This window comes from Variovorax sp. 01N429, from assembly GCF_056399425.1.
This window is the reverse complement of record NZ_JBFTRG010000001.1, coordinates 300383-327075: the sequence shown is the minus strand read 5'-3', so window position 1 is coordinate 327075 and position 26693 is coordinate 300383. Positions and strand designations below refer to the sequence as shown.

Below are 26693 nucleotides of genomic sequence, written 5' to 3'. Positions count from 1 at the left end.
ATGCCGGGTGCTTGTTGCCGCGGGCTAGGTGTCGCGCTGCGGGGTCAGCGCGCGGACGAAAATTCGCATAAAAAATGACTATTACAAGATTGAGGGCGTTGTTGGGCCCGTGGCTCTCACGCTCCAGCGAGCCACAAGAACTTTGGACGCAAGCTGGTCGCGCCGAAGCCAGAGGAAATAAGTGGCACGCGAAGGCGATATATCGCCGTCTTGCCAGGGTCGAGCTCTTAAGCCCGGAGGCTTATGTTTATGCAGGCCTCTCCGAGCAACGGCTACGTCGACCGAGCCAAGCGATAGCCAAAATCGAAGCTGGTCTGAAGAAATTTCCAAATCTGCCGCTTTTGCTTGAACACTACGTTGGCATCTGTGTCGAAAATGGACAAATCGATCACGTCGTTCGGAGGTCCGCGGCGAACTCCAGTGACAACGTCTTGCTTTGGCGACTTGCGGATGCTCTGTGGCTGCATGAGCGCAGGGAAGAAGCGAACGCCATCTACCGGCAATTGGCTGCGCGCCCAGCAGAGAATCCTCTTGGCGTTCTGCATTCGGGACTCTCTGAATACAGGCTTGGAAACTTCGATCGAGCTGCAGATGTCTTGGAGGCGGGGATCCAGAAATTTCCGGCCGCTGCAGAGTTGACCGACCACTTTGCACTCGTTTGCGCACAACTCGGCGACTTGGAACGCCTCATTCGAGTTGCCGCGCCGGAGGCAAAATCCGAGGCACAGGCTTCTGAAACTCTTCTTGAAAGATTTGATGATCCGCAGATCCAATTTTGGTTGTTAGGCCATTGCCTGACCGCAGGCCTCGACCAGCTTGTCGAGCGGAGAATTAAGTCAATCACCGAAAGTTCGGCCCACAGCTTTACGTTGTCTCAACTTGCCGACCTCGCTTTCCTTTCACCGTCCATCGATCCACAAAAGCTTTGGGCCAAAGCTGATCTTGCCGAGTCCGCAGGAAATCATTTGCAAGCGACGGCGATCTATCGTCGCCTAGCCACCAGGAGGCATTCAAGTCCGGAGACATACCTGTATGCAGGCCTCGCCGAGCAAAGGCTCCTTAGACCGAGCGAAGCAGTAGCTATGTTCGAAGCTGGGCTGAAAAAATACCCAGGTCTTGCCCTTTTGGTGGAGTACTACGTGCGCCTCTGTTCAGAGGTCGGAAAAATTGAACGTGCGATTCAGTGGTTCGCCACGAACGGCGAGGATGAGCGGCAAGTTAGCGAAAAATTGTTCGAAAAATTTCCGGAATCCCATGTCAAGTCAAGCCTCATAGCTTTCTGTCTGGACCGCGGATTTACCGATATCGCCACGCGGGAGCTGGAGCGTTTGCAGGCAAACTGCGAGGACAATGTTTTGCTCTGGAGACTCTCGGATGTTCTTTTGCTGCATGAGCGCACCAGAGAGGCGAATGCCATCTATCGGCAATTGGCTGCGCGTCCTGCGGAAGACTCCCTTGGACTTTTGCATTCGGCGCTTTCTCACTACCGTCTTGGAAATCTCGATCGAGCGGCGGACTTGCTGGAGGTAGGAATTCAAAGATTCCCTAAAGCGACTGAGTTGATAGATCACTTTGCGCTCGTCTGCGCACAGCTTGGTGAATTGGGTCGCGTCATCCGAATCGTAGTACCGGAGGCGAAATCAAAAGCAGAAGCCTGCGAGACTCTTTTTGACAGATTTCCTGATTCGCACATTCGAGTTAAGCTGATCGATCACTGCCTGAACGTGGGCCTCGACGACTTTGCGGAGGAAAAAATTAGTTGGATCGCAGAAGAGTCCGATAGTGCGTTGGCTTTGTGGCAGATTTCCGAGCTCTTATTGTCTAGGGAGCGAACTGAAGAAGCGAACGCCGTTCATCGGAAGCTGACGACGCGCACGTCGAAGGATCCGGAAGACTTCTATCTTGCAAGTCTGGCCTTCATTTGCCTCTCTGATCTTGAGCAATGTTTGCAGCGGCTTGAGCAGGGGTTGCTGCAGCACCCGACCGCTAGTCAGCTTCTCTCCCATTACACGAAGATGTGTGCCAAGCGCTTCGAATACGATCGATACCGTGCTTTCGTGAATTGCCTGGATTCTGCCCAATTAACTGCGCCGCTTTCTGTCCTTGATTTCTATAGGGCGAGCATGAGCGCGCCGGTCGATTTTGTCATCAACTTTCAAGATACCGAACTACGAATCGACCAATGTGATTTGCCTATCCTGAAACAGAACTTTCAGACCTATCTTCGGGACAATCCGCAACCGATAAAGATTGCGAAAGTGCTGATATTTTTCTGCAGATATTTGCACTTGCCGGTAGATTTTTCCGATGGAGTCTACGAGGCCTTGGCGATCGCCTACGAGCAAGGCGGTAAGGAGAGTAAATCTCTTCGAATGTTGAATGAAATGACACCGCCGATGATTCCACGCGATCCGATTGATCCGGAGGCAGTTGTCAGGCAGTTTATGGAGGCAAGCCTTCTGATATCCGCCGATTTGCTGGAATTAACCGAACCTATTGCGGACATGACTAATAATTGGACGCCTTGGCAGTACATCTTCTGTCTCGGAGCGCCAAAGTTGTACAGTGATGCGATGGGGGCTTTCGAGAAAGCGATCTTTAATGCTTGGCCGAAACTCGATTTCACCGCGCCACACATTGAAGATGCGGCGAATGCTCGAAAGAGATCAAAAAAGAAGCTGCGCGTCGGATTTATTGTTCACGATTCCATGCCGATGATGTCAGGTTTCTTGCCTCGTTTCAATAAAGACGAGTTCGAGACGGTATTTCTGCGCCCTGGAAAGGCTGGAAAATCTGCTGCTGCGGCATGTTGGATCGCGCGGGCGGACAAGACCGTGCAATATTCCGACATCGATGTGTATGCTGCCATCCAGACGATCGCAGACGAAAAGTTGGATATCATAGTATCCGGCCCTTCCATAGCCGCGGTCTATTATCCGATGATGGCGCGGCTCGCGCCCCTCCAGATGGTACTGCTCGAACCGAATTGGACCGACGGGCTGACCAACGCAGATTATTACCTTTCTTGGCAACCGGCCGAGCCTGCCATCCCGTCAGAGTTTTACAAGACCAAAGTTTCATTCTTCCAGCACCCTCCGTATTGGATTGAGAGACCGGAGGTGGATGCGAGTGAAAGCATCACACCTGAAGCGCGTGCGCATATCAGGAAAAAGCTGCTCAATGCAAGCCCGGAAGCTCGTGTCTATTTGTGCGCCAACACGCCGCCGAAGATCCACCCCGATATGGATGAGATGTTTCGAGAGATACTCGAGCGCGACGAAGAGGCAATTCTGGTTCTTCTTCGCGGCGAGTACCCTCCTGCAAAGAGCCTCCGGAGCCGGCTGCGTAAAAAGCTCGGTCGCTGCTACGAAAGAGTCATCTTCCTATCGACGATGGGCAAGAACGATGCGCACATGCTGTTGCAGTCTGTCGATTGTTGCCTCGATTCCTATCCTCTCTGCGGCATGTCGTCGAGCTTCGATGGTGCCATGCTGGGAATTGCGACGGTCACTCTTCCGGCGGAAATTCCATTCGGCCGATGGACCGCCGCAATTTACGAATATATTGGCTGCACAGCGCTGGTCGCCAAAGATCGCCAAGATTACGTCGAGATCGCCCTGAAATTGGCATCGGACAAGGAGTGGCGAGATCAGATTGCGCTGGAAATCAAGAAAAAATCGTCGGTCTACGTCGAGAGCGAGGCCAGCAGCAAGGAATTCGAGAAGTTTCTCCTGGAGGCGTGGAATAGAAAGGTCCAAGGCCTGGGGACGGCAAACTGGATCGACAACCGGTGGCAGTAGCGAGCCGGGCTTGCAGCACTTGGTTGAACCGCTGGGTGGCCCTTGCCATCCCGGCACTAGCCGTTGTGACTCTCGCCGTTGGGCTGTTGATCCCGATCTACTCTGACGAGGTGGCCATTCAGATGGCGCATGCGCGTTTCTTCATAGAAGGAGGTGCGCTGCTGAATCTGTTACCCCAATGTCGTTCATTGGAGGCAAGCATTCCGGTCTCCTGGTACCCGGGTGCAGTTTTCAACGCCATCCTGTACTCGGGAACCAGCGAGTTGGGGTTGCGGATCAGGGGCATAGCGATATGCGCGGGCTGGTTGTCTCTGCTGTGGGCATGGGCGGGGCTGCATCCGCAGCGCTTGATGCCAAGGCGTCGTTTTCAATCGTTCATCCTCTCGCTCAACATGCTTGGCGTGTTGCCATTCGTGCTCGTCTTGGCGCGCTCAGAGCAATTGTTGGTACTCCCGCTCGTTGCATGTTGCATGCTGGCATTGTTCTGGCAGGTCGAAGCGTCCGACGGTGTCCCGTTGAAGAGCCTGAAGGCGGCGTTGCTCTTCTTGATCACGTCTGTATTCCTGCTGGCGCATCCGAAGGCGTTGTTCTTCGCGCCGGTCATGCTGGCTTCGGCCTGGCTGGTTTTTCGACACGCTGGCAAGGCTTGGATGATCGGGACCATGCTGGTGGTCGGGTTTGCCGTTTTTCAATCGGTCCAGTACGTCCTTTTCACATCAAGCTGCCCCGGCGCGCCGGCGATGGCGAAAGTTCTCGCGCAGCAAACGCTGGACTTTCAGCTACTCGCCAGTGACAAGCCTTTGTTCTTCAAAGCGGCCGCAAGCAATCTGGTGTCGTCGCTCGGCATGATCCTGGATCGCATGCCGGCGACCCTGGCTTACCAGTCGAATTGGCTGCCGTCCGTCCAGGGCGAATGGATGGGGCCATGGCTCGGCGTTTTCGGAAAGTTGCTCAAAGCGAGCCTGTACGTTCTCGCATTGCTCTCATTCGTCGCTGTGATTGTTCGCTTCGCGATGCAGTTGTCACACAGGCGGCTCGACAAGGGAGTTCTGCTCGCTACGGCGCTTCTGGCGGGGCTGGTGTTGCACGGCATCGTCTACAACAGCAACGCCTGGCACTTCTATACGCCGGGGCTCATCGTGCCGCTGTTGGCCGTTCTGCTGATGTTGGTGCTGCACACGCCATTCGAGGTCCCGAATGGGCTGAGACGGGCTTGCGGCGCTGTCGCCTTCTATTGGATGTTGCTTGCAGCCGCCAGCATGGTCCTGTTGCTGTGCATACAAACTCCCGGGTTGCTGCAGATCGCGCGCCTCGGAGACTATGTGATTGGTCCCCAGCCGCTGTCGACGCCAGCATTCGTGCGGGAGGAGGAGCGCGCGCGGCTGTCCGCGCTCGCAAAGCGCTGCAATATCAATGATGGCGACGAACGGCTGGTTGTGGACGGTGCCGCGTACTTCCTGTTCCAGCACGGCCGGCAGCCGATGAATGTGTTCTATGTGTCCGACTATGCCTTCGGGATGGACATCGGGCAGAAACTGCCCGAGTTCCTGAAGAAGATCGACAGTGGCGGCGTGCTTTCGCGCTGTGAGTATCTGCCGAAGGTGCTGTCGGACAAGGCGATCAGATCCGAGAAAATGTGCTGCGTTTCCAGATCGGATTTGTGATTTGTTTGTTGGTAGTTGCGAGCTGGCCTTTACTTGACGGGATGGATCTCCAGTTCGTCGAGCCTCGCGGAGAGGCCGTAGTAGTTCTTGTCGACGGCCGAAACGAACTCGACGACGTTGGTCCCGGGCTTCAATGCCCCTGAAGGAACCTGTGCAGTGAATCTGTACCCTGGCTGCCAGCCGAGGGCCAATTCAACGCCGTTGATTCGAATGCGGAAGCTGCCCTGAATGGCGGGGTTGGCGATCAGGTCAAAGTTTCCGGTTAGCTCGTAGGGCTTGTCGGTGGGCATCAGTTGGAAAAGCAGAGACGAGCGCTCCTGAGATTTCCAGGTCGCAGTGTCATGATGGAAATAGCCGGGCTTCCAGTCCGCAGGACGCCAGCCATTCCCCTGAATGGGAACCTCCATACTCCACCATTTGCCAAAGTCCCAGCGGTGGCTCGATCGGGCAGCTTCGGATTCAAACAAGCCTAGATTTCTGCTTCCTGGCTTCCGGTTCAGTATGTTCCGGTAACGCCTTGCGGCCGGTGTGTCGGCCGAAGCAAGTTGTTGACGGTAAGCATCGAGCGCCCTGTCGGGTACAACGTTTCCGTCTTGGTCGATCACGAGCTCGACGGCCTGGGACTTGGCCAGCACGACGTCCTTTAGCGGCTCGGCAGACAAACCGGGGACCGGATCGGCCGCCTTGAATCTCCAGCTGTCGCTCTCTTCAACGCAGTGTCCCTGTCGCAGCAGATCGTCCACGCGCGCCAGGTCGCTGCCCGGCATGAGGCAGATGGTGGGCATGGGGACCGGACGGTCGTAGAGATAGGTCAGCGCTGAGTCCAGGTTGTCGCGCAGAAACCAGACATGCGAAAGCTGATTGGAATAGTCTAGGATGACCAACTTCTTGTCGCTTTGAGCGCCAGCATCGAAGTTCTCGACGATGGTGCGAAGGAGCTTCCGCTGTGCCTCGGAGAGCTTCAGGTAGTGATGAAATTGATAGAGTTGGGCCGCCGCCCCTGCCGTCATCAGGAGCAGCACGGCAGCGCAGGCCAATGCCTTGGACCACCTCGCAAGGCTCATGGTGAGGGCGAGAACAACCAACGCGGCGCCGAAGCTTGCAAAGAGATAGGTGCGCTGGGAAATGAGAACGTGCGAGCCCGAAAACAGATACGGCACATAACCTAGGATCAGCAGTAGCAGGCCCGAAATGGCAACACGGGTGCGCATGCTGGCGTTGCGAGGCTTGGCGGTTTCGACCAACTCATGCGGGGCAGTGCCTTCGTTGCGCGGAAACAAAAGGGCCGATACAGAGCAGATCAGGCCGAAAGCCAGCACGTAGAAGAAGCTGTGAAACTCCCCGAGGGCCATGCCCCATGCGTCATACCACCCGCCGGCAAGCGCGCGTACGAAGGCTATCTGGAATAGCTTGGGAAGCGCGTGATAAAGGACACTGAAGGGGGAGTGGCGGTCTGTGATGGACTGCTGATAGGACTCTCCGCCCGACGCCGATGCGTAGGCAACGTACAGCAAATACACGATCCCTGACGCGATCCACGCCAAGGTCGGTGCCGGGTTCTGCCGAATGCTGCGAAGCGTCGCCCCGGCACCGTCGCGGCACCAAAGAACGAAGAGCGGGAGCATGATCATCATCAATGCAACTTCGTACATCATTTGCGCTGCAACCAGGCATGCGCCGCCCGCTGTGATGTTGATCCAGCGCGCCCATCCGGCCTGCTGTTGTTGTGCGCGGACCAGAAGGGCCGCACCCAGCAGAAGGACTGCCAGCGACAGATTGATGTGCTGGCTCCGGAACGAAAGCTGCATTGTGTCGGCCGGATAGAGGAGAAAGAGCAGCCCGAAGATCACACCCCATCGTGGCGAGCGCGTCGCGAGTGCAGCAAGACAGGACGCTGCCGCACCTTTCATGATGAGCGTCGCCATCAGCACCCAATGCCATCCATCGAACGAGTCCCGATGCAGCAGGAAACCGATGGCGTGGGGAAACACCGTGAGCGGTCGAAGCCTGTGTGCCTCCAGCAGCGAGTGTGCTTTGACGAACAGGACTGGTCCTTGCGTGGTGAAGACCCCCAGTACTCCCCATTCCTCGATCAGTCCGTGGAGGCTGAAGCCGAACGGCAGCCAGAGAAGCAGGACTAGCAAGGTAGGCGGCAAGGCGAAGCTGAGCCAGGTTCTTCTCATGGGATCATCAAGCGGAAAGTCATCAAGCGGAAAGTCAAACCTCGGAGCTGTCTCAGTGAAACAGCCAGCGGCTTGCCGCGAAAGTCAGAGGGATGGTGATGGCGATGCTTGCAAGTGGCGCGAACTCGGCGTGCAGATGCAGGAGGTCAACCCACACGTACACGATCCCGGCGCCCGCAAGGTACTGAGCCAGATACACCAGCGGCAGCATGGCGGCCTTCCTCTCGCTGCGCGGTGCGCCGAAGACGAAGAATCGGTTGAGCGCATACGCGAGCGCGATCCCACTGGTGAAGGCGAACGCGTAGCTCAACCAGTACGGCAGCAGCTGCAACAGCGCCAGATACAGCAGGTAGGTTCCGAGGGTGTTCACCCCTCCCGAGACAAGAAACCGGAGGAAGGCGGACGAATTGCGCGCGGCAGCCATCGGCGCGATCAGGGCCGACCGTCCTTGCCCAGCTTGGCACGCAGGAAGTCGGCATGGTTGCGGATGTAGTCCGAGGCATCGTAGTGGTCCGAAGCGAAGACGAGTAGCACGGCGTCGGGCGAATAACGGTACTGGATACCCCAAGTCATGGGCGGCAGATAGATCCCAAGCGAGGGGCTGTCGAGCTTGAATTCTTCACGCTTCACGCCGTCGTCGGCCACCACGCTCACTTGGCCTTTGACAGCGAGCAGGAACTGATGGCACGTGCGGTGCGCATGCTCGCCGCGGGTTTCGACAGTTGGCACGTCGTAGACGAGAAAGTAGCGCAGCGGTTTGAAAGGAATGTCTCTCTCGAATTCGCCGACTGAGAGGCTGCCTCGCATGTCCGGCACGGAGCGCAGCGTGTGCAGCGTGACGCCGGCGACGGAACTCTGGATCACCCCAGGCGCTTTGGCGCCCTTGGACTCCGGCGCAAGCCGCGTGGACGGAGTGGCATCCACGTATCCGGTAATCCGCGCCGGGTTGCCAACCACGATGGCATTGGATGGCACCGAACGCGTAACCACTGCGCCCGCTCCAATCATCGAGTTGCGCCCGATCGTGATTCCCGCAAGGATTGTGGCGTTTGCACCGACCGAAGCGCCTGACTGGACCGTGGTCCGGGCGAAAGCTTCGGGGTACTGCTTGCTCCTTGGGAACAGATCGTTGGTGAAGGTAACGTTAGGGCCGATGAACACATCATCCTCGATCGTCACGCCGTCCCAAACCTGCACACCACACTTGATGGTGACGCGATCGCCGATCACCACGTCGTTCTCGACGAACACATGATCGCAAATGTTGCAGTCGCCACCGATGCGCGCTTTTGGCAGCACGTGTGCAAAGGCCCAGACCCGAGTGCCCGGACCGACGTGGGTGCTTTCGCAAAGTGCTTGGGAATGGGTGAAGTAGTCCATGGCTTCAGGTCGTCTGGTTGAACTGGTGGATACGCATCGTGATCGTGTGCGGTCGACCTTTCGTGTTCTCGTAGATGCGCCATGCGTACGACCCGACGATCCCGAGACCGAAAAGATTCACGGCTCCGAGGAAGACGATCGTGAGGATCGTCATTGCGTAGCCTGGCACCGAGATGAACCCCATGATCTTGCCGATCGTCACCACCAGGCCAAGCAGGCCTGCCAGGGCAGCCGTGATGCCACCGCCGCGCACCAGGAGACGGATAGGGAGGTCCGTAAATGAGAACACGCTGTCCATCAGATAGTTGACCTTCTTGCGCAAGGTCCAAGCCGACTTGCCGTGTTGGCGCGATCTGCGTGAATAGTGGATCAGCTTGCGCCGAAAACCGAGCCAGAAAAGCTGAGCGATCAGCGAACTGTGGCGTTCGTCAAGCCGAAGAAGGTTGTCACGAAACTCCCTGTTGCAAGCGAAGACGTCGACGCCACCGGGCGGGACCTCGGGCACCACATACCTTCGGTAAAACCACCAGAAGATCTCGGCGGGCAGGCGAGTCATGAAAGGATCGTCGCGCCCCTGCCGTGTACCGACGACCACGTCCACGGATTCGGTGCGCAGCGCTTTGTCCATCTCGAGCACAAGCTCTGGCGGTTCTTGGAGGTCCGCTGCCATGACCGCGTATCGGCCGCTTTCAGAGAGTTCCAGACCGGTGCGGATTGCCGAGAAAGAGCCGAAGTTCCGTGACAACAGCGCGAGCTTGGATGCAAACGGCCGCGCCGGAAGCGCGTCGCGCAGCAGTTCGAAACTTCGATCGGGGCTGCCATCGATGACGAACACTGCTTCCATCTCGCCGCCCAGGTCGCGGTGAAGGCCGCTGACCGCATCGAGCAAATCGGAGATCGAAGCTTCATTTCGATAGACGGGAACAACGAGCGTCAACACTGTCGTGACCTCAACGCACAAAGAACGATCGCACCCCGTCGATCACCCGGGAGCTTTCAGCATCGGTGAGGCCAGGGAAGCATGGCAGCGAGACGACCGTTCGACAGGCGTGCACGCTGTGCTCGAGGATCCCTGTCACCTGCGCCTTGGGATAGGCGCTCTGTAGATGGTCAGGAATGGGATAGTGCACGTCGGTGGCAATCCCCTGCGAGCGCATGTGCTCCCGAAATGCCTCGCGGGCTTCCACGCGCACGACGTAGAGGTGGCCCACATAGTCCTCTTGCACTGAAGGAGGCAGCAGGAGCGGTAGTCCATGAAAGGCACTGTTGTACTTCGCAGCGATTTCTCGACGCTGGCGATTGGCCGCGTCGAGATGGGGTAGTTTTGCGCGCAGTACGGCAGCCTGGATTTCGTCGAGGCGACTGTTGCGGCCCAGTGGAGTCGACACGTGGTACTTGTCGGACCAGCCGTATTGGCGCAGCGTGCGCACAGCTTCAGCCACCGCGACTTCGTTGCAGACGACAGCACCGCCATCTCCCAGAGCACCCAGGTTCTTCGTTGGGTAGAAGCTGAAGCAGCCGACGTCGCCGATGCTTCCCGCCCGTCGGCCATGTCGAGTTGCGCCATGTGCCTGTGCGCAATCCTCGATCACCTTGACGCCGGCGCGATGCGCCAAGGTCACGATTTCTTCGATGTCGGCCATCTGTCCGTAGAGGTGAGTCACGATGACTGCCTTGGGCTTGAGCTCGAGCGCAGTTGCGAGGGCGGCTGTTGCCATGTTCAGCGTTGTGGCTTCGACGTCCACGTACAAAGGCTTTGCGCCTATCGCGTGGATTGCGGTGCTTCCATAAAAGCCCGCATTCGCAACGCAGACCACTCGGTCTCCGGCTGAGACGCCGACAGCTCGCAATGCCATCTCGAGCGCATCAGTACCATTCGCAAGCGTGACGCATTCGATTGCGCCGATGTAGCTCGAAAACTCGCTTTCAAACGCCGTAACCTCGCTGCCCAGGACATACCTGTTGCTTCGAAGAACGCGAAAAATGCCGGACTCGAGATTCAGTCCGGCATTTGCGGCTTGGGCGGAAAAGAGTGGAATCATGGAAGCAGGTCTTGTTCTGGGCCCGGAATGGAGAACGGATCCGGCAGCGGAGACGATTCAGGCAGGGTGCCATCGAGCTGGAACAGCAGAAGCGGTTCGACGATTGCATCCGCCAAGAGCATTTCAGAAGAGGCGCCCCAATCCCGCATTTGTGTCATCAGTCTATCTGCCATCTGGACGAGAGGCTTTGCGGTGGCGATCGGCCGTGTCAGTTGCACGAGATTCTCAGCATAGTTCCTGGCGGTGAATGTGGCTGTCGCCCATTGCTGGCCCCGGACGGCCATTGCGCGACGTTTCTCCGGGTGCATACAAAGATATTCGAGTGCGTCCATGAGCTTTGGCACCTCGCTCTGGTGAGGAATCTTCAGCACGCAATCGTCCGGCAGTTCGCTATAGAAACTTGTGTCGGTCACGATCACAGCCTTGCCATAGAGCAATCCTTCTATGGCTGTCGCCGATGCCGCTTCGAAGCTCGGCCACCGAAGGCAGCAGGCAATGTCAGCCTCGTTGATGGCAATTTGCAGCCCGGTACTGTCCGTTTCTCCAGCAACAGTCAATTGCACGCCAAGACTACGGGCGAGGGCAATCAACTTGATAGCGTACGCTGGTTCAATACGGCCGCAAAGTCGGTAATGAATCGTGTGGCGCAAGAGCGCGCTGCTCCCAATGGCTTGTATGACGCTCTCGATTCGCTTGTTCGAATTCGCGTGACCGACCGTAATGACATTCACCATGTCTTTGCGCGCGGGACTCGTCGAGCTTGCCTTCACCGCAAATGGTGCGTCATAAGGGAGCGGCACCGCGCGCACGGGGCCCGCGCAGGCACGAGTCACGCGGCGCATTCCCCAATGACTGTGGGATATGACGCCATCCGCCATTGCGCAGACCCACTCGGTCATCGGATAGATGGTGCTCGCATCTTCCATAAACTGATGACCATCGTGCACGTTGAAGAACCGGGTGGCGACCTCCTCGCCATACCATTCCTTGAGGACCCTCAGCGCCTCCTTCGGGCGAGACTGAGCCCAACCCGCGAAAAGATGCGCGACCACGAAGTCATGCAGGCAGACGATTCCAGGCAGGCGATCCAGCCAATGCATGGCGCCGCAGTGAAGCTCGTAGTTGTTCCCGACTTGGTAGACCAGCAGGTCTGCGTCTTGTGTGACGCGCATGACGGCGGCGGTATCGGTCCAGGAGATCTGCTCGACCGTGCACGAATGGTGCAACTCGTCGGCGGCCACGTTCTGTTCCGTCCTCACGATGACGACTTGCTGCTCAAGTGCCTGCAACGCTCGCACGACGAGTGCCGTAACGCGCCCGATGGCCGAGTGGGTGACGAGGGGGCTGAAGATCGCGAACTTCATGAGAGCAATGCCTCGACAGTTGCCGGCCAGGTGACGTTGTACGAGACCCAACAAGCCTTGGCGGCAGCTCCGAAATCGCGGGTACGCTTTGGATTGGCGTACACCATGCTCAATGCCTCCGCGAGGCTTTTCGCGTCGGGCGATGCAACCCAACCCGTGCGGCCATGTTGCGCCAAGCCGAGTACTCCTCCGCTGTCGGTCGTGCTGATCAAGGCCTTTTCGGCCGTTGCGGCTTCCATGGCGACGTAGCTGAACGATTCCTCATCGAAGGGAAGGGAGGCGACTGCCGCTGCGCCGTTGATGTAGGCACCGTATTCGGCGCGATCGAGAAAGCGCAGGTCCAGTTGAACCCGGTCCAGTACGCCAAGGCGCTCCGCAGTTTCATGGAGCCGCGCTGCATCTGCAGGAGAGTCGGGCGGTCCAGCGACAACCAGCCGCACGCTTTTCGAGGCTGTTGCCATGGCCTCTATCAGCAGGTGCTGCCGTTTGGCCGCGTTGACCCTCCCACCTGCAAAAACGTAGCCCTGTGGCTGCCCGCCGATGAAGATCTCCGGATCGTTGATGGGTGCACGCAGCACGGTCGAAGGGAAGCCGTTGTATTTGGCTAGCCGCTTTTGCGTTACGTCTGAAATCGAGAAAATGCGACGGGCGCCACGGAAACATTCGTCGTCGGCGTTCTTGATCACTCGGCGGATGTCAGCGCCGGCGGGGCCTTCCGGAAGATTGGTCTGTCCTGCGTCAAACAGGTCATAGGCTTGGCGGTACTGATGTACCAGCCATAAGGTCTTGCTCGGGTGGGGAATGAGGTACGCCGGAAACTTGAGAGCGATGACATGGTCGACGTTCTGCAGCATCAGGGATCGAGCCATCAGCATTTGCGAAGGTATGCGCGTTGCGGGCTCCCACTGAAACGGAAGCCTGAGGATTTCGGCCTCGTGCCCTGCAATTTCCAGGTTGGTCTTCAGATGAGTAGCCATGGCTTCCGCACCACCAGAGACAAATGGCGCCATGTTGTTGACGACAAGCACTTTCACGCCAACAGCCTTTCCAATACCCGAGACCAACTGATGCCCAACTCGTCGATTCGAGCCTTCGCGTTGGCGCCCATTTGCCGCGCCCCGTTTCTGTCTTCATAGAGGCGGTCCATCGCCGCTGCGAGCGCCCGCGGCTCAGGCTCGCTGACAAGCCCGTTGACTTCGTGGATCACGAACTCCAGCGGCCCGCCTGAATCCGTGCTTGTAAGCGTCGGCTTGCCCGAATGTGCAGCCTCGATGGTGGGATATCCGTAAGAGTCTTCGTCCTCGGGCAGATAGGCCGCCGCCAGACAGTCTGCCAGATAGCCGGCTTTTTCATCTTCGTCGACCCAGCGGTTCTCCACGATCACTCGGTCACTCAGTCCGTGCTCCGCGGCCAATTGGGTCAGCAAGCTCGCGTAAGCGACGCCCGCGCCGAGCCCGCAAAACCGAAGGCGAACTGGTGTACGGCAATACTGAAGAGCTTCGGCCAGAAGATGTTGCCGCTTATGGTCTTCCAGGCGGCAGATGCAGACGATCTCGTCGTTCGATTGGCGATACTGGAATCGATCCGGATGGAGAACTGGGGGAAACAGTGGTTCGCTGTCGATGCCGTTGAAGCGCTTGAGCCGATCGGAAACAACCTGGGAGTTCGAGAACACATGCTTTGCCTCGAGCAATGCTGCCGTGTCGGCGGCTCGCAATGCATCCCGAATGCCTCGATGCTTCACGTCATCCGGAAAATTGCGGTACTCGCTGTCCCAAAGATCGTAGAAGACGCGCAGGTGGTGAATGAACCAAACGATCTTGTGTGGGTGGGAAATCAGGTGGGACTGGGGGCGGAAGCAAATCACACGATCCGCCGCGCTCAAGTCAATGAACCGAAACGCGGCCATTTGCGTGAAAAGATGCTCCGGGGTGTCCACTTCCGGAAGGTAGATGCGCTCTACTTCGTGTCCTGCTTGACGCAGCATGGTCTCGAGCCACTCAACAATATTGCGATAGCCGCCGTTGATGAATGGGACAAAAGATGAGCAGAGCGCAATCTTCATTGATTCAGCGCTTGCGCTAGCGTCGCGGCGATGCGGTCAACGTCCGCTTTCGTCAGGTACTGATGGGTTGGAAGATTCATGCCTCGTTGCGCCCACAGGTCGGCAACCGGGTAGATCGCCTTCTCTTGATAGGGGGGCAGCACATGCATGGGATAGAAAACTGGCCGCGTCTCGATGTCCGCCTGATCCAAGGCAGCCATCACGTTGTTGCGCCGGCTTTCGTCCCCTTCGCGCAGGAAGACGGTGTACATCCAATACACATGCCTCATCCCTGGGTGCGTCACGGGCAGCACCAGCACGTCCTTGAGGGGGGCCAATGCTTCGTCATACAGCCTGGACAGCACCCTGCGATCTTCCAATGCCTGATCGACCGACTCCATCTGGGCCAGACCGATCGCCGCCTGGATGTTGGTCATGCGGTAGTTGTAGCCGACGACAGGAAACCAGTAACGTCTGTTCGGGTCGACGCCCTGTCCACGATAGAGCCGCAGTCTGGCGGCGAGCTCATCGTCGTTGGTCGTGATCATCCCGCCTTCGCCCGTAGTGATGATCTTGTTGCCGAAGAAGCTGAAGGTCGCGCAATCCGCAAGATTTCCCACGCGCTTGCCGTTGACCTCTGCACCGTGAGCCTCGGCTGCATCCTCGAGCACCCAGAGATCATGCTGGCGCGCGATCGCATTGATGGAATCCATATCAGCCGGATGACCGTAGAGATGAACAGGAATGATGCCGCGCGTGCGCTTGGTGATCTTCTTTTCGACTTCCTTCGGATCGATGTTCATGGTGTCGGCGCACACGTCCACCAGCACTGGCGTCGCCCCGCAGTAGCGCACCGCGTTGGCCGTTGCAATGTACGTCACCGTGGGGATGATCACTTCGTCCCCCGGCTGCAGGTCCAGAGCGACCAGCGCTAGGTGAAGCGCTGTCGTGCCATTGTTGGCGGCAATCGCGTGCTTCGTTCCGCAGAACGTGGCAAAGGCTTGCTCGAAAGCGCCTATGTACTTGCCATTGGACGAAATCCAGTTGGTGTCGAGGCAATCAAGGACGTACTTTCGTTCATTGCCCGCAAGTTTCGGTTCTGCGACGGAGATCCGCTTCATTGTGGCTTTGTCCTTTCATTGATCTTTCTGGCCGGCACCCCGGCGACTCGCGAGCCTGACTCAATGTCAGAAATGATGACGGAACCGGCGCCGGCCACAACGTCCCTACCAATGCAAACGCTCGGGATCACCCGACTTCCGATTCCTAGAAACGCGCGCGCTCCGACAGTGACATTTCCGGCCAGAGCGCATTGCGGTGCCAGGTGTGCTGCCTCCCCGACAAGGCTGTCGTGGTCGATGGTTGCAGATGTATTGACAATGGCCAGATCTGAAATGCAAGCGTCCGCATTGATGACGGCTCCGGCCATAACGGCGATGCCCTTTCCCATCTGTACTGATGGGGAAATGACTGCTGTCGGGCTGATGGCATTGACCAGTTCGTACCCCATCCCCCGCGCGGAACCCGCAAGACGTTGACGTAGAGTGTTCGAGCCGACCGCAATAAAAGCCAATGAGTATCCCTCGTCGCGAAGGCGCACCAAGTGGTCATCTCCCTTTAGGACCGGAACGCCGAGACAAAACTCGCCGCTGTCATGCCCTCCAATACAGAAGGCGACCGACATGGATGAAGCCATCAATAGTTCGATGCAGACCTTCGCGTGCCCACCGGCTCCGAGGACAATGACCTCTTGCTTCATGCGCCACCCTTCGCCCTTGTCCAGACGGTCGAGCCGGGACGTGAAAAAAGCAAATTCGTTGAAAAACTGCTTTCGAGCTCCGACAAGGTTATTTCGCTGATAGCTCCAGTTTCCGGATCGATGGCGTTGTAGGTCAACCCAAGATCGTGAAACTGGCGCAGCCAGTCGGCCGTCATGTGTTCTGTTCTTCGCAAGTGAGAAATGCCGAATTCAACAATGAGGGCGATTTCGGGATTGCGTGCAATGGCGCTGGCGGCCCCTTCCACAACCTCGAGTTCCGCCCCTTCCACGTCTATCTTGATCAGATCCACCTTGATGTCGTGTCCAACGACATCATCGATTCGCATCAAAGGCACTTCCACCGGCGCCATAGCGAGCAGGCCGGAAGATGGCAAGGGATACAGCGAGTGATGACCACTGGTCGAACCCAGATGCAGCGCTTCGCTGCCGGTTCGATTTGAGACTGCAACCTGATAGGTTTCGACCATCGAAGAAAACCCATTCATCCAAACAGTTTTGCGCAGGAGATCGTGTGTCGCAGGAAAGGGTTCAAACGCAAAAATGCGGCCCTTTTCACCCACCGCCCGTGCGGCTGCAAGGGTGTGCATACCGATATTCGCGCCAGCATCGACGAATACGTCCCCAGGCTTGAGAATGCGATCGATCAAGAGCCGCGTGCCACGCTCGAGTTCGCCTGTTTCCATGAGGAAAGACACAAGAGCGAAATCGGATGCTGGACACAGCACCGACCCTACGGCAGTGCGCAATAGTAGAGCGTCAGGCCCGCAAGGAACGGCAATTCTGCTTGCTGTGGCCTGGACGAGTTGCTCCAGCCGGTCCAACCGGTCTGAGATGGGCGGCGACATTCGCTCTTTTTCGGGATCGGGGCTCGCCTGATGCCGATTCCGCTGCAGTGATTCACGGACCGACTGAATCTCCTGAAGCACGTGCGTGGTGTGAATCGTGAGCATCCGATCCATGGCCGCCGCTTGTGCTTGCTGATGAGATTCCAGGTCCTGCGCGAGCCTCTGGTGCATTTGCTGCGCTTGCGCCTGCAGGGGGCCAAGGAGGTACGCTCGAAACCGGAAGGCGGCAGGCCGTATGAAGGGTCCGGCTGCTCTGAAAGAGAGCCGTGCCACGTGGCGCAGCGCTCGCTTCACCCTGGACCGAAGACTCGCTGCAGGTGCCGGCGACGGCGATTGGAATGACAACCGATCTGCCTCCAGACCTGGTGAATCCTGAACCTCGGCTAAACGCAGCCTCGCCTTCGAGGACAGCGCCACGCGGATGTCTACTCCCGTTCTCTCAGTGTTTTCTATAGCGTGCATCGAAGATAGGGCGAGCCAACTGCGGCCCGTGACCGCTCCCCCCTTTTCAAGGCGCCAGGGGCTAGGTTGCTGAAGCAGGTGAGGCGCGCCGATCAGGAGTCAATTCGCCCGCGCCCCCGGATGCAAAGGCTAGAACGAGTGCCCTTCAGCATTGCGACGCAGATCGGCTTCCACCATCATTGAGCAAAGCTGCTCCAGTGTCGTCTTCGGCTCCCATCCCAACTTCTCCTTGGCGCGAGCCGGGTTGCCGATCAGCAGATCCACTTCCGCTGGACGATAAAACTTGGGATTCACCCGGACCAACGTCTTGCCGGATTTCACGTCCACCCCAACTTCGTGCTGTTCCTCGCCTTCGAATCGCAGCTCATAGCCAGCGGCCTTGAACGCCATGTCGACAAACTCACGGACGGTTTCCGTCCGGTTCGTCGCCAGGACAAAGCTGTCAGGCTCCTCGGCCTGGAGCATCAACCACATCCCTTCGACGTATTCCTTGGCGAAGCCCCAGTCGCGCTTGGCGCCTAGGTTGCCGAGCTCAAGGACCTCGGCCTTCCCCAGCTTGATCTTCGCCACGCCGTCGGTGATTTTTCTGGTGACGAATTCGCGGCCGCGAAGGGGGCTCTCGTGATTGAAAAGGATGCCGCTGCAACCAAAGATGTCGTAGCTCTCCCGATAGTTGATCGTCATCCAGTGCGCGAAGAGTTTGGCTACGCCGTAAGGGCTACGCGGGTAGAAAGGGGTTTCCTCGACCTGGGGGATCGCTTGCACCTTGCCGAACATCTCGGAAGTCGACGCTTGATAGAAGCGGATCTTCGGATTGGTAAGGCGTATGGCTTCAAGGAGATGGAGCGCGCCCATGCCTGTGATTTGTGCCGTGGCATCAGGCTGGTTGAAGCTGACGCCTACAAAACTCTGAGCCGCCAGGTTGTAGACCTCGTCGGGTGCCGCTGTCTTCATCAGCGTCAAAGAACTGCCCAAGTCCGTCAGGTCGTACTCGATCAAGTGAAGGTCAGGGTTGTCCTGGATGCCAAGCTCTTCGATGCGCCAGAAATTGACGGAGCTTGTGCGGCGGTAGGTGCCGTACACCACATACCCCTTGCTGAGCAGCAGCTCAGCCAAGTAGGCGCCATCCTGGCCTGTGATCCCGGTGACTACGGCGCGTTTCTTCATGAAGATCCCTCTTTGATTTGGTTGTCGCGGCGTTCCTTTGCAAGGCCGTCCAGCGCGAGGCCCCAATTCTGCCGCAAAGGCTTGGTACTCTTGGACGCTCGCTTCCAAAGGAAAGCAGCGTTTGCCCGGGTAAGGCATCGCATCGCCGACACGAACGGTTTCACCTTCTGTGGCTTTTTTGCTGCACTGGTCACGAGCTCGCCGTTAGCCAACTCATCCAATGCTCCCCTATGTCCTTCGTCTCATACGCCCAGAATTTTGAAGATGTCATGTTGTGGCGTGCATTGGGGCACCTGTCAGCCGGCTTCTACATTGACGTCGGCGCGTGGTCGCCGGATCAGGATTCCGTGACACGGGCATTCAGCGAAAGAGGGTGGCGTGGCATCAACGTCGAGCCCAATCCGGTCCACTTCAGCGGCTTGGTCGAGCGGCGCCCCCTGGACGTAAATTTATGCGTGGCCTTGGGCGACCGGTTCGGCACCGTAATGGTGAATTTTGTCGGGGATTCCGGTTTGTCCACTGCCAACGAGGAGTTCGCCCTTGGCCATCTGGAGGCCGGCTGGGTCGTAACCCGGCAGACGGTCGAGATGCGCACCCTGGCGTCGGTGTGGCAGCGACACGTTCCCCCTGACCAGGATGTCCACTTCCTCAAAATCGACGTAGAGGGACTGGAGAAGGAGGTGCTGGCCGGCAACGACTGGACCCGACATCGACCTTGGATCGTCGTCGTTGAGGCCACGCTCCCGAACTCACAGATCGAGAGTCACGGGGATTGGGAGCATCTGCTGCTGGAGGCCGATTACTTCCACGTGTACAGCGATGGACTGAACCGGTTCTACGTAGCCCGTGAGCGGGCACAACTGAAAGAAGCCTTCAGGAGCCCTCCCAATGTGTTTGATGGCTTTGTCATGGCCGAGGTCCAGGATCTCCGAGATCGCCTGGAGCGGCAGGAGGCCGAGATGGCGGCCGCTCAGAAACGGGTGATAGTGGCAGAAGCAAGTGCCATCGAAGCGCGGCGCCGCGAACAACGCGTCAGGGCCAGCGCGGACGTCGAACTGAGGCAACTGCGCAAGGTGATCAAGGAAAGGGATCGATCGATCGCAGGGGCGAGTCAGCGCATCGCCGATTTGACAGAGCAGCATCGGGAACTTCAAGCTTCGACGGCATGGCGCGCAACAACCGCGCTCCAGAAGGTCACATCCGTCGTGCCCACACCGCTTCGCAAGCAAGGTGTTCGCGCTCTCAAGCTGTCTTGGTGGATCCTCACTCCATGGCGCATCTCGGAGCGACTGCGGTTCATTCGTGAACGGGGAAGGGGGTCCGCCAGTTGCCTCGACCTGCTGAATGACACTGCGCTTCACGACGCAGCTGGCATGCCGCTGGAGCTCATGCTGTGGCCCAAGCAAGCGCCAGAGCAAATCGTCGACACATGGTCGGCCGCGAGGTTCATCGTCGATTTGCTCCGCACCCGACCGGAAATCCGTGCGCAGTTTCCCGCCGCGTTGTCTGATCCGCAGGCGAGCGGTTTTGCAGAATGGCTGGCCGAAAATGCCAGCGCCCTCGGCCTGCAAGAAGCGGGAAGAGGGGCGATAGAAGAGGTGTTGGAAGAAGACCTCGCCGCGCGAGCCCGCCAGCTTTTTCTCTTTCGAGCCGATATACGTGCCGGCTTGCCGCATGGGCTCACGCCGCCAGGCCAAGCCGGCCTGTTCAGATGGTTCATGCGCCACGGCAGGCAAGAGCTCGATCTGCGATCGGAAGAAATCATGTGGCTGTTGATGCAAGCCGCTGAGAACCCTGCTCTCGAACTTGTTCGGGCCTACCTGTTCACTCCGGACTGGCAAAGGCGTCACCCGGATGCCATGACCGTCTTTGGGCGGGAAGCATTCGCAAAATGGTTTGCGGGCACCCACAAAGTTGTCGACGAAGAATGGATGACGCCGTCAAATTGGCCGGTCGCAACGTCGGCGTCTCGGCGGTTGCGCGAGGCCTATTGGGCGCGCCCAGACTGGCAGGCACTACATCCCGGTGCGTTCGAGACGGATACGTCGGCACGATCCTTCGTTGACTGGCTTCGATCCGGCCCAGATTCACTCCCGGCAGATGCAAGGGCGTGGTGTGCGGCACTCGACCCGCAGAAAACCGCGGAAGAACTCGCGGGCCTTGGCATCAATGTGATCGGACACTTTTGCAGCCCGTCCGGGGTGCGCGTTTCGGCCGAGTCATTGGTGGCCGGCATGCGTGGCGAAGGCATCCAAGTCTCGTTGCGCGATCTGAGAACAGACATTCTTGACGAGCCCAATCATGTCTGCTTCGACGGTCTGGAGGACTTCGATGTGACGCTCATCCACACCCAGCCGGATCCATTCTTCACAGACGCTTACGCGCGAAGCGATCTGCAGGAGCGCTCGCCCGCTACATACCGCATCGCATACTGGTATTGGGAATTTGATTCAATTCCAGAGGGCTGGGTGGGCCGTGCCGAAGGTGTGGACGAAGTCTGGGCCGCGACTTCGTTCGTGGCCAAGGGGCTGCGCGAGCGCTTGCCTGTACCTGTCCTGACGATGTTCCCTGGCGTTCAGCTGGGGAACTATGAGCGTCGCGACCGCAGCTACTTCGGGGTGGAAGAGGGTACCTTCATGTTCCTGTTCAACTTTCACATGAACAGCGTGATGGAACGCAAGAACCCGTTGGGGCTGATACGGGCGTTCAAGGCAGCCTTCGGGCCTCAGGAGCCAGTGTCGCTCGTCCTGAAGACTATGTATGGTCATCACCACCCAGCCCAGATGACGCAACTGCGCGACGCGGCAGCGGGAGCGAGGATTCAGGTAATAGACGAGATGTATACGCCTGACGAAGTACTTTCGTTGACCGACAGTTGCGATGCATACGTTTCGCTTCATCGAAGCGAAGGGCTTGGCCTGACGTTGGCAGAGGCCATGCTGATGGGCAAGCCGGTAGTTGCCACCGGCTTCTCCGGCAATGTTGACTTCATGGACGAAAGCAACAGCCTGCTCGTCTCGTACGAGCTGGTGAAACTCGGCAGAACGATGCCGCCTTACGATCCCGAACTGATTTGGGCGGAGCCTTCAGTCGATCATGCCGCCTCGCTCATGCGGCGTCTCTACGACGAGCCGGAGTTTGCCCGTGAGCTCGGCGCGAGGGCCAGGGCGAGCGCGGAGGCCAGGCTTTCTGTGCAGGCTGCGGGTCAGAGAACGTCCCAAAGGCTGGCGGAGATCAAGGCGGCGCGGGCCGGCAGAACTCAAATCGCAACTTAGAAAGGGTCGAACTGCGGACTTGTTCTAATGTGGGGGGCTGCATTCGTGTTGACTGAGTAAAAGAATTGAACAATGAGTAATTCGAAGCCGCGCTTGGCGCTGGACATGTATGTACTGGCGCAGGGAGTCAAAACGGGCGTGTATCGCGTATGCGACGAGTTGTTTCCGCGTCTTGCGCAATCTCCAAGACTGGATACGCGCTTGTTCTATAGGGAGGGCGACGAAGAAAGGTCAGCCCACTACATCGCTTCGAGGCGCCTGACTGCTCAGCGCCACCAAACAGGCAACTCGGATCCGTCGCTGGATGCAGACGTTCTGCTGTCGCCTTTTGGCGTAGCCCCTGCGCGCTGGCTGCTCGATCCCGGTGTCTTGCAGGCCCACATTATCTACGACCTGATTGCCATCAAGCGGCCCGACTTTTTTTCCGCCGAGGCAGCCACGGAGGTCCGAAACATCATCGACAGCCTTGACGAGCACACGGTGGTATTCGCAATTTCAGAGTGCACGAAAAAGGACCTTCTGGAACGGCGGCCTGACCTGAGCCCGCGGCAGGTCACAGTTATTCCCTTGGCGGCCGGACCTTCCTTCGTGCCTTGCGAGGACGAAGAGAAACGAGCGTCGGTCCGGGCAAAGTACGGAATCCCTCCCGGCGTTCCGTATGTTCTCAGCCTGGCGACACTCGAGATACGCAAAAATCTCGATCAGGTTGTTCGCGCCTTTGTTCTCCATCTTGAGCAGGACGAATCGAGTGATGCGCATCTTGTCCTCGCGGGAATGTCTGGATGGAAGCTCGAACGCCTCAATGAAGCCCTGGAAAAGGCGGGCAAGTGGCGGTCTCGCATCGTTCTGACAGGGTTTGTCGAAGATGTCGATCTCTCGGCCTTGTACAGCGATGCACTGTGCTTCGTGTACCTGTCGCGATACGAAGGTTTTGGCCTGCCGCCGCTGGAGGCGATGGCTTGCGGCACGCCGGTGATCTGTTCCGACAATTCTTCACTGCCCGAAGTGGTCGGCAATGCCGGAATCATGCTGGACGCGGATGACCTGCAGGGTGCGGCAGATGCAATTCGGCGCATTGCATCGTCGGAGGCGTATCGTCACGAGCTCTCGCAGGCCGGCGTGCAGCGGGCTCGGCTGTTCAGTTGGGACCGTTGCGCGGAAATCGTGACGGAGACCCTCTGTGCCGCGTTTGTTCGGCATGTGGAGCGACCTTCGAATCGCAAGCCACGCACGCTGCTGCCAGGCGCGCAAGCCGCCAGATTTGCCCGAGCCGACGGCATCATCGAGGCGAACTTCATCGACTACCAGAACGGCAGCCGCGGCCCTCATTTCCTGCGGGTCCGCCAGACGGGCGCAAGCCAGCCAAGCCTGAACTGGCCGTCGTGGGTCGATGCCCTGCCTCCCCAGAGAGCTCCTCGCGTCGAAGGCGGGTTGCGGACGCGCGGAATTTTCAAAACGGGCACCGCCGAACTCCCCCTGGTCACCTACGTCACCGTTGTACGCAACAACACAAAGACGCTGGCGCGCACCATCGAGAGCGTGCAAAGCCAGACCTACTCCAACGTTGAGCATGTGGTCCTCGACGGCGCGTCCACGGATGGAACAGTCGATCTGATTCGCCAATACGGCGACCGGATCGACTACTTCGCATCCGAGCCGGACGAGGGGCTCTACCATGCGATCAACAAAGCAATCCCGCTGGCGCGCGGTCAACTCATCTGTGTTCTCAACTCGGATGATTGGCTTGAGCCTGAAGCAGCCGAGATCGCAGTCCATCGTCTTGGAGACTGTTCCGGCGCTGCAATTCTCCTGACGGCCGCTAACGTGCGCGGCGCGGACGTCAGAATGGAGTGGTACCCGGCATTCGTCCATCCTGGCTCGTACTTCATGTGCGCCAATGATTGCCACAACGGCATCTACGCCACGCGAGAAGCCTACGAACGAACGGGCCCCTACGACACTTCCTACAAGATCACCGCCGATTTCAAGTGGATCATGACGTGCATGGAAGTGGAGGCGGCCTTTGTCTATACGAGGGAGGTCACTGTCAACTATTCGCTCGGGGGAACCTCCGGCGACGTGCGTCAGCACAGTATCGAGTGCATGCGGGTCGTGGGCGAGCGCTTTCCGTTCCTATCTCCGACAGACGTGACAGGTCTCTACCACGCGTTCTTCCTCTTTGCGGCCGCTGCGGGCCTTCCGGAGATGCCCTTGAACAGGACCGAGTTCCTCAAGGATGTTTTTGCGCGGCATTCGTCAAACCGAGATTTCATCGAGGCGATGAGTTGGGCGAGCATGGAGACACTCCGCCATCCTGCCGACCTGGAACCAGCGGCCGTTCCAAACGTGCCGGATGCCAAGGGGCTGACTGTCAAGCAAAGCATCAAGGAAGTCCTTCGAAAGTACCCAGGGGCGTTTGCGGTCGCGAAGCGACTGTACGCAACCATGGTCAGAAAGTAAGCCCAGTGGCCCGCATTGCATACGTCGACCATTCCTACCACCGCACAACCAAGTCGACGGCGTTCCTTCCGGAAATCCTGAGGCGGCGAGGTCACCAAGTCGATTGGTTCTGGGACGATGCGTGGCAAGGCGGCGCGCCCGTTGCATGGGAGCAAGTGCGCTCGCATGACGTGGTCATCATGTTCCAGTCCTACTGCCCGCCCGACCAGAGCTATTTCAGGCTGGCGCACCCGAATGTCGTGTACATCCCGATGCTCGACCAATTCGGATTCTGGCAAGGACCCATCTACAACTTGTCCGATTTTTGGGAGCCATTCCAGGGTTCCAAGGTCTTGAATTTCTCGAATGCCGCGCATTGCATGACGACCGGCTTCGGCATCGTGAGCCACTTCGTGCGCTACTACCAGCCGCTGGTGGAACTGCATTCATCGCAGAGGCAGGGCCTTCATGGGTTCTTTTGGGTGCGGCGGGAGGAGCAACTGCCGTGGCGACTGATTCGCCAATTGATCGCCAACACTTCCTTCGACAGCTTTCATATCCATCTTGCCGTGGATCCGGGCACGCCGCCGGCTGAACTGCCTTCCAGCGAGGATTTGGAGCGCCACCACATCACGACCTCCACCTGGTTCGAAGACAAGGCGGAACTGAAAGCAATCATGGAGCGCGCCAACGTCTACTTCGCTCCTCGACTGGAGGAGGGCATCGGACAATCCTTTCTCGAGGCAATGGCCCGGGGGCAGTGCGTCGTGGCACCTGATTTCGGAACCATGAACGAATACATCATCCCCGGATTGAACGGATTGCTCTACGATTTCCAACATCCGCAGCCATTGGATTTCTCCAATATCGCGCAGCTCGGTGCACGCGCCGCCGAAGGCGTCCGGGCTGGACGTCTCGCCTGGGAACAGGCAGAGGAAGACCTGGAGCGATTTATCCTCACCCCGAGCGAGGCGCTCTACGCCGGCAGGTATCAGCACCCCTTCGGCGTCCGTGAAATCGCGGTCGAGGAGGCTCCGCCCGATTCCTCCGACCCTTCGGTCGCAGCGTCGCTTCGCGAAGCATCGCAGCGCTACGCTATCTTCAGGGCGACGCGTCTTGTGTGGCATCCATTGATCAGAATAGTCAGACACATTCGTCGCCTTTGAGCACTGCAAAACCGAGTCGTACTCGGCGAACTACAGAGATTCCAAATGCAAGCAAAAAAAGTATTCGTCGCAGGTCATGCCGGCCTGGTCGGCTCCGCGACGGTTAAGGCCCTGCGCGGCCGTGCCGACGTTCGGATCGTGACCCGCACACATGCGGAGTTGGACCTCGGAGATCGCGATGCCACTCGCGCGTTCTTTCTCGAACAACGGCCGGACCATGTCGTCATGTGCGCGGCCAAGGTTGGAGGCATCCTTGCGAACTCCAAGTTCCCGGTTGACTTCTTGCACGACAACCTGCGCATTCAGCTGAACGTGTTCGATGCGGCGCACGAAGCCGGCATCGACCGGATGATCTTTCTGGGCTCCTCGTGTATTTACCCTCGCGACTGCCCGCAACCCATCAAGGAGGAATACCTTCTTACAGGGCCGCTCGAAGCGACGAATCGTCCTTACGCGCTCGCAAAGATCGCGGGTGTTGAATCGTGCTGGGCGTTCAATCGACAATTCGGCACCCGATACCTCGCAATGATGCCGACCAACATGTACGGCCCTGGTGACAACTACCATCCGGAGCACTCGCACGTGCTTCCGGCTCTCATCCGACGCTTTCATGAGGCGAAGGTGAGGGGCGAGTCTTCCGTCGTAGTGTGGGGTTCGGGCAAGCCGCGTCGGGAGTTTATGTATTCGTCGGACATCGGCGATGCAATCGCGTTCTTGCTCGACCTTCCAGAGGACCGTTTTCGGATGCTCACCAATCCTGACGTCACACCTTTGATCAATGTGGGTGTCGGTGAAGATGTGACCATTCGGGAGGTTGCAGAACTCGTCCGAACGACAGTCGGGTACCCAGGGGAGCTGAAACTGGACGCCACGAAGCCCGACGGAACGCCGCGGAAGCTACTGGACGTGAACAAGCTCGGCGCTTTGGGGTGGAAGGCGAAAACCTCTCTCGAGACGGGTCTTCGTGCCGCATACGCAGATTTCCTGCAGCGGTATGTCTGATCGTGAGATCGCGTGGTATGTGAGAAGGGCCGCCAAGAGCGCCTGGTGGCTCGCCACGCCTTGGCGGATGCCTCAGCGGA

Annotated in this window: 18 protein-coding genes; 6 read left to right on the top strand and 12 right to left on the bottom strand. The window is 58.4% G+C overall.

Annotated features, from left to right (window positions below):
- Positions 1 to 74: 74 nt before the first annotated feature.
- Complete coding sequence (locus tag AC1DSF_RS01565) at positions 75 to 3800, top strand: tetratricopeptide repeat protein (protein ID WP_478182218.1); 3726 nt, start codon at positions 75 to 77, stop codon at positions 3798 to 3800.
- A 23-nt stretch (positions 3801 to 3823) separates the two neighbouring features.
- Positions 3824 to 5464 (top strand): hypothetical protein, encoded by a 1641-nt coding sequence (locus AC1DSF_RS01560; RefSeq protein ID WP_478182217.1) that lies wholly within the window; start codon positions 3824 to 3826, stop codon positions 5462 to 5464.
- A 29-nt stretch (positions 5465 to 5493) separates the two neighbouring features.
- Here AC1DSF_RS01560 and AC1DSF_RS01555 read toward each other — a convergent pair whose 3' ends face one another.
- The 12 genes from AC1DSF_RS01555 to gmd form a co-directional block, all read right to left on the bottom strand.
- Entirely contained in the window at positions 5494 to 7647 is a 2154-nt protein-coding gene (locus AC1DSF_RS01555) for a hypothetical protein (protein ID WP_478182216.1), read from the bottom strand.
- 52 nt (positions 7648 to 7699) lie between these two features.
- Positions 7700 to 8071, bottom strand: coding sequence for a GtrA family protein (locus AC1DSF_RS01550; RefSeq protein WP_478144107.1), 372 nt, complete (start codon positions 8069 to 8071; stop codon positions 7700 to 7702).
- Positions 8072 to 8079: 8 nt separating this feature from the next.
- Positions 8080 to 9027 carry a WxcM-like domain-containing protein gene (locus AC1DSF_RS01545; protein WP_478144106.1) on the bottom strand — a complete coding sequence of 316 codons (948 nt, stop codon included), beginning with the start codon at positions 9025 to 9027 and terminating at the stop codon, positions 8080 to 8082.
- 4 nt (positions 9028 to 9031) lie between these two features.
- Positions 9032 to 9967, bottom strand: coding sequence for a glycosyltransferase family 2 protein (locus tag AC1DSF_RS01540; RefSeq protein WP_478124952.1), 936 nt, complete (start codon positions 9965 to 9967; stop codon positions 9032 to 9034).
- Positions 9968 to 9977: 10 nt separating this feature from the next.
- On the bottom strand, positions 9978 to 11069 hold the full coding sequence (locus tag AC1DSF_RS01535) for a DegT/DnrJ/EryC1/StrS family aminotransferase (protein WP_478124951.1): 1092 nt from the start codon (positions 11067 to 11069) through the stop codon (positions 9978 to 9980).
- Positions 11066 to 12433, bottom strand: a complete 1368-nt coding sequence (locus tag AC1DSF_RS01530; RefSeq protein WP_478182215.1) for a glycosyltransferase — start codon at positions 12431 to 12433, stop codon at positions 11066 to 11068. The genes AC1DSF_RS01535 and AC1DSF_RS01530 overlap by 4 nt, the downstream gene beginning before the upstream one ends.
- On the bottom strand, positions 12430 to 13461 hold the full coding sequence (locus AC1DSF_RS01525) for a glycosyltransferase family 4 protein (RefSeq protein ID WP_478124949.1): 1032 nt from the start codon (positions 13459 to 13461) through the stop codon (positions 12430 to 12432). Before AC1DSF_RS01525 ends, AC1DSF_RS01530 begins: the two co-directional genes overlap by 4 nt.
- 2 nt (positions 13462 to 13463) lie before the next feature.
- Positions 13464 to 14498 (bottom strand): glycosyltransferase family 4 protein, encoded by a 1035-nt coding sequence (locus AC1DSF_RS01520; RefSeq protein WP_478124948.1) that lies wholly within the window; start codon positions 14496 to 14498, stop codon positions 13464 to 13466.
- Positions 14495 to 15598 (bottom strand): DegT/DnrJ/EryC1/StrS family aminotransferase, encoded by a 1104-nt coding sequence (locus AC1DSF_RS01515; protein WP_478124947.1) that lies wholly within the window; start codon positions 15596 to 15598, stop codon positions 14495 to 14497. Before AC1DSF_RS01515 ends, AC1DSF_RS01520 begins: the two co-directional genes overlap by 4 nt.
- Positions 15595 to 16236: an acetyltransferase gene (locus AC1DSF_RS01510; RefSeq protein WP_478124946.1), complete on the bottom strand. Its 642-nt coding sequence runs from the start codon at positions 16234 to 16236 to the stop codon at positions 15595 to 15597. Before AC1DSF_RS01510 ends, AC1DSF_RS01515 begins: the two co-directional genes overlap by 4 nt.
- The gene (locus tag AC1DSF_RS01505; RefSeq protein ID WP_478182214.1) at positions 16233 to 17273 is read right to left on the bottom strand and encodes an FkbM family methyltransferase; all 1041 of its coding nucleotides are present in this window, start codon (positions 17271 to 17273) and stop codon (positions 16233 to 16235) included. Before AC1DSF_RS01505 ends, AC1DSF_RS01510 begins: the two co-directional genes overlap by 4 nt.
- 420 nt (positions 17274 to 17693) lie before the next feature.
- Positions 17694 to 18731, bottom strand: coding sequence for a GDP-mannose 4,6-dehydratase (gene gmd / locus AC1DSF_RS01500; protein ID WP_478124944.1), 1038 nt, complete (start codon positions 18729 to 18731; stop codon positions 17694 to 17696).
- 230 nt (positions 18732 to 18961) lie between these two features.
- Here gmd and AC1DSF_RS01495 point away from each other — a divergent pair, with 230 nt between their 5' ends.
- The 4 genes from AC1DSF_RS01495 (at position 18962) to AC1DSF_RS01480 (ending at position 26613) form a co-directional block, all read left to right on the top strand.
- Positions 18962 to 22006: an FkbM family methyltransferase gene (locus tag AC1DSF_RS01495; protein ID WP_478124943.1), complete on the top strand. Its 3045-nt coding sequence runs from the start codon at positions 18962 to 18964 to the stop codon at positions 22004 to 22006.
- Positions 22007 to 22099: 93 nt separating this feature from the next.
- Positions 22100 to 24466, top strand: coding sequence for a glycosyltransferase (locus AC1DSF_RS01490; protein ID WP_478124942.1), 2367 nt, complete (start codon positions 22100 to 22102; stop codon positions 24464 to 24466).
- Between the two features lie 359 nt (positions 24467 to 24825).
- Complete coding sequence (locus tag AC1DSF_RS01485; RefSeq protein ID WP_478124941.1) at positions 24826 to 25611, top strand: glycosyltransferase; 786 nt, start codon at positions 24826 to 24828, stop codon at positions 25609 to 25611.
- Between the two features lie 45 nt (positions 25612 to 25656).
- On the top strand, positions 25657 to 26613 hold the full coding sequence (locus tag AC1DSF_RS01480; protein WP_478124940.1) for a GDP-L-fucose synthase family protein: 957 nt from the start codon (positions 25657 to 25659) through the stop codon (positions 26611 to 26613).
- Positions 26614 to 26693: the final 80 nt, after the last annotated feature.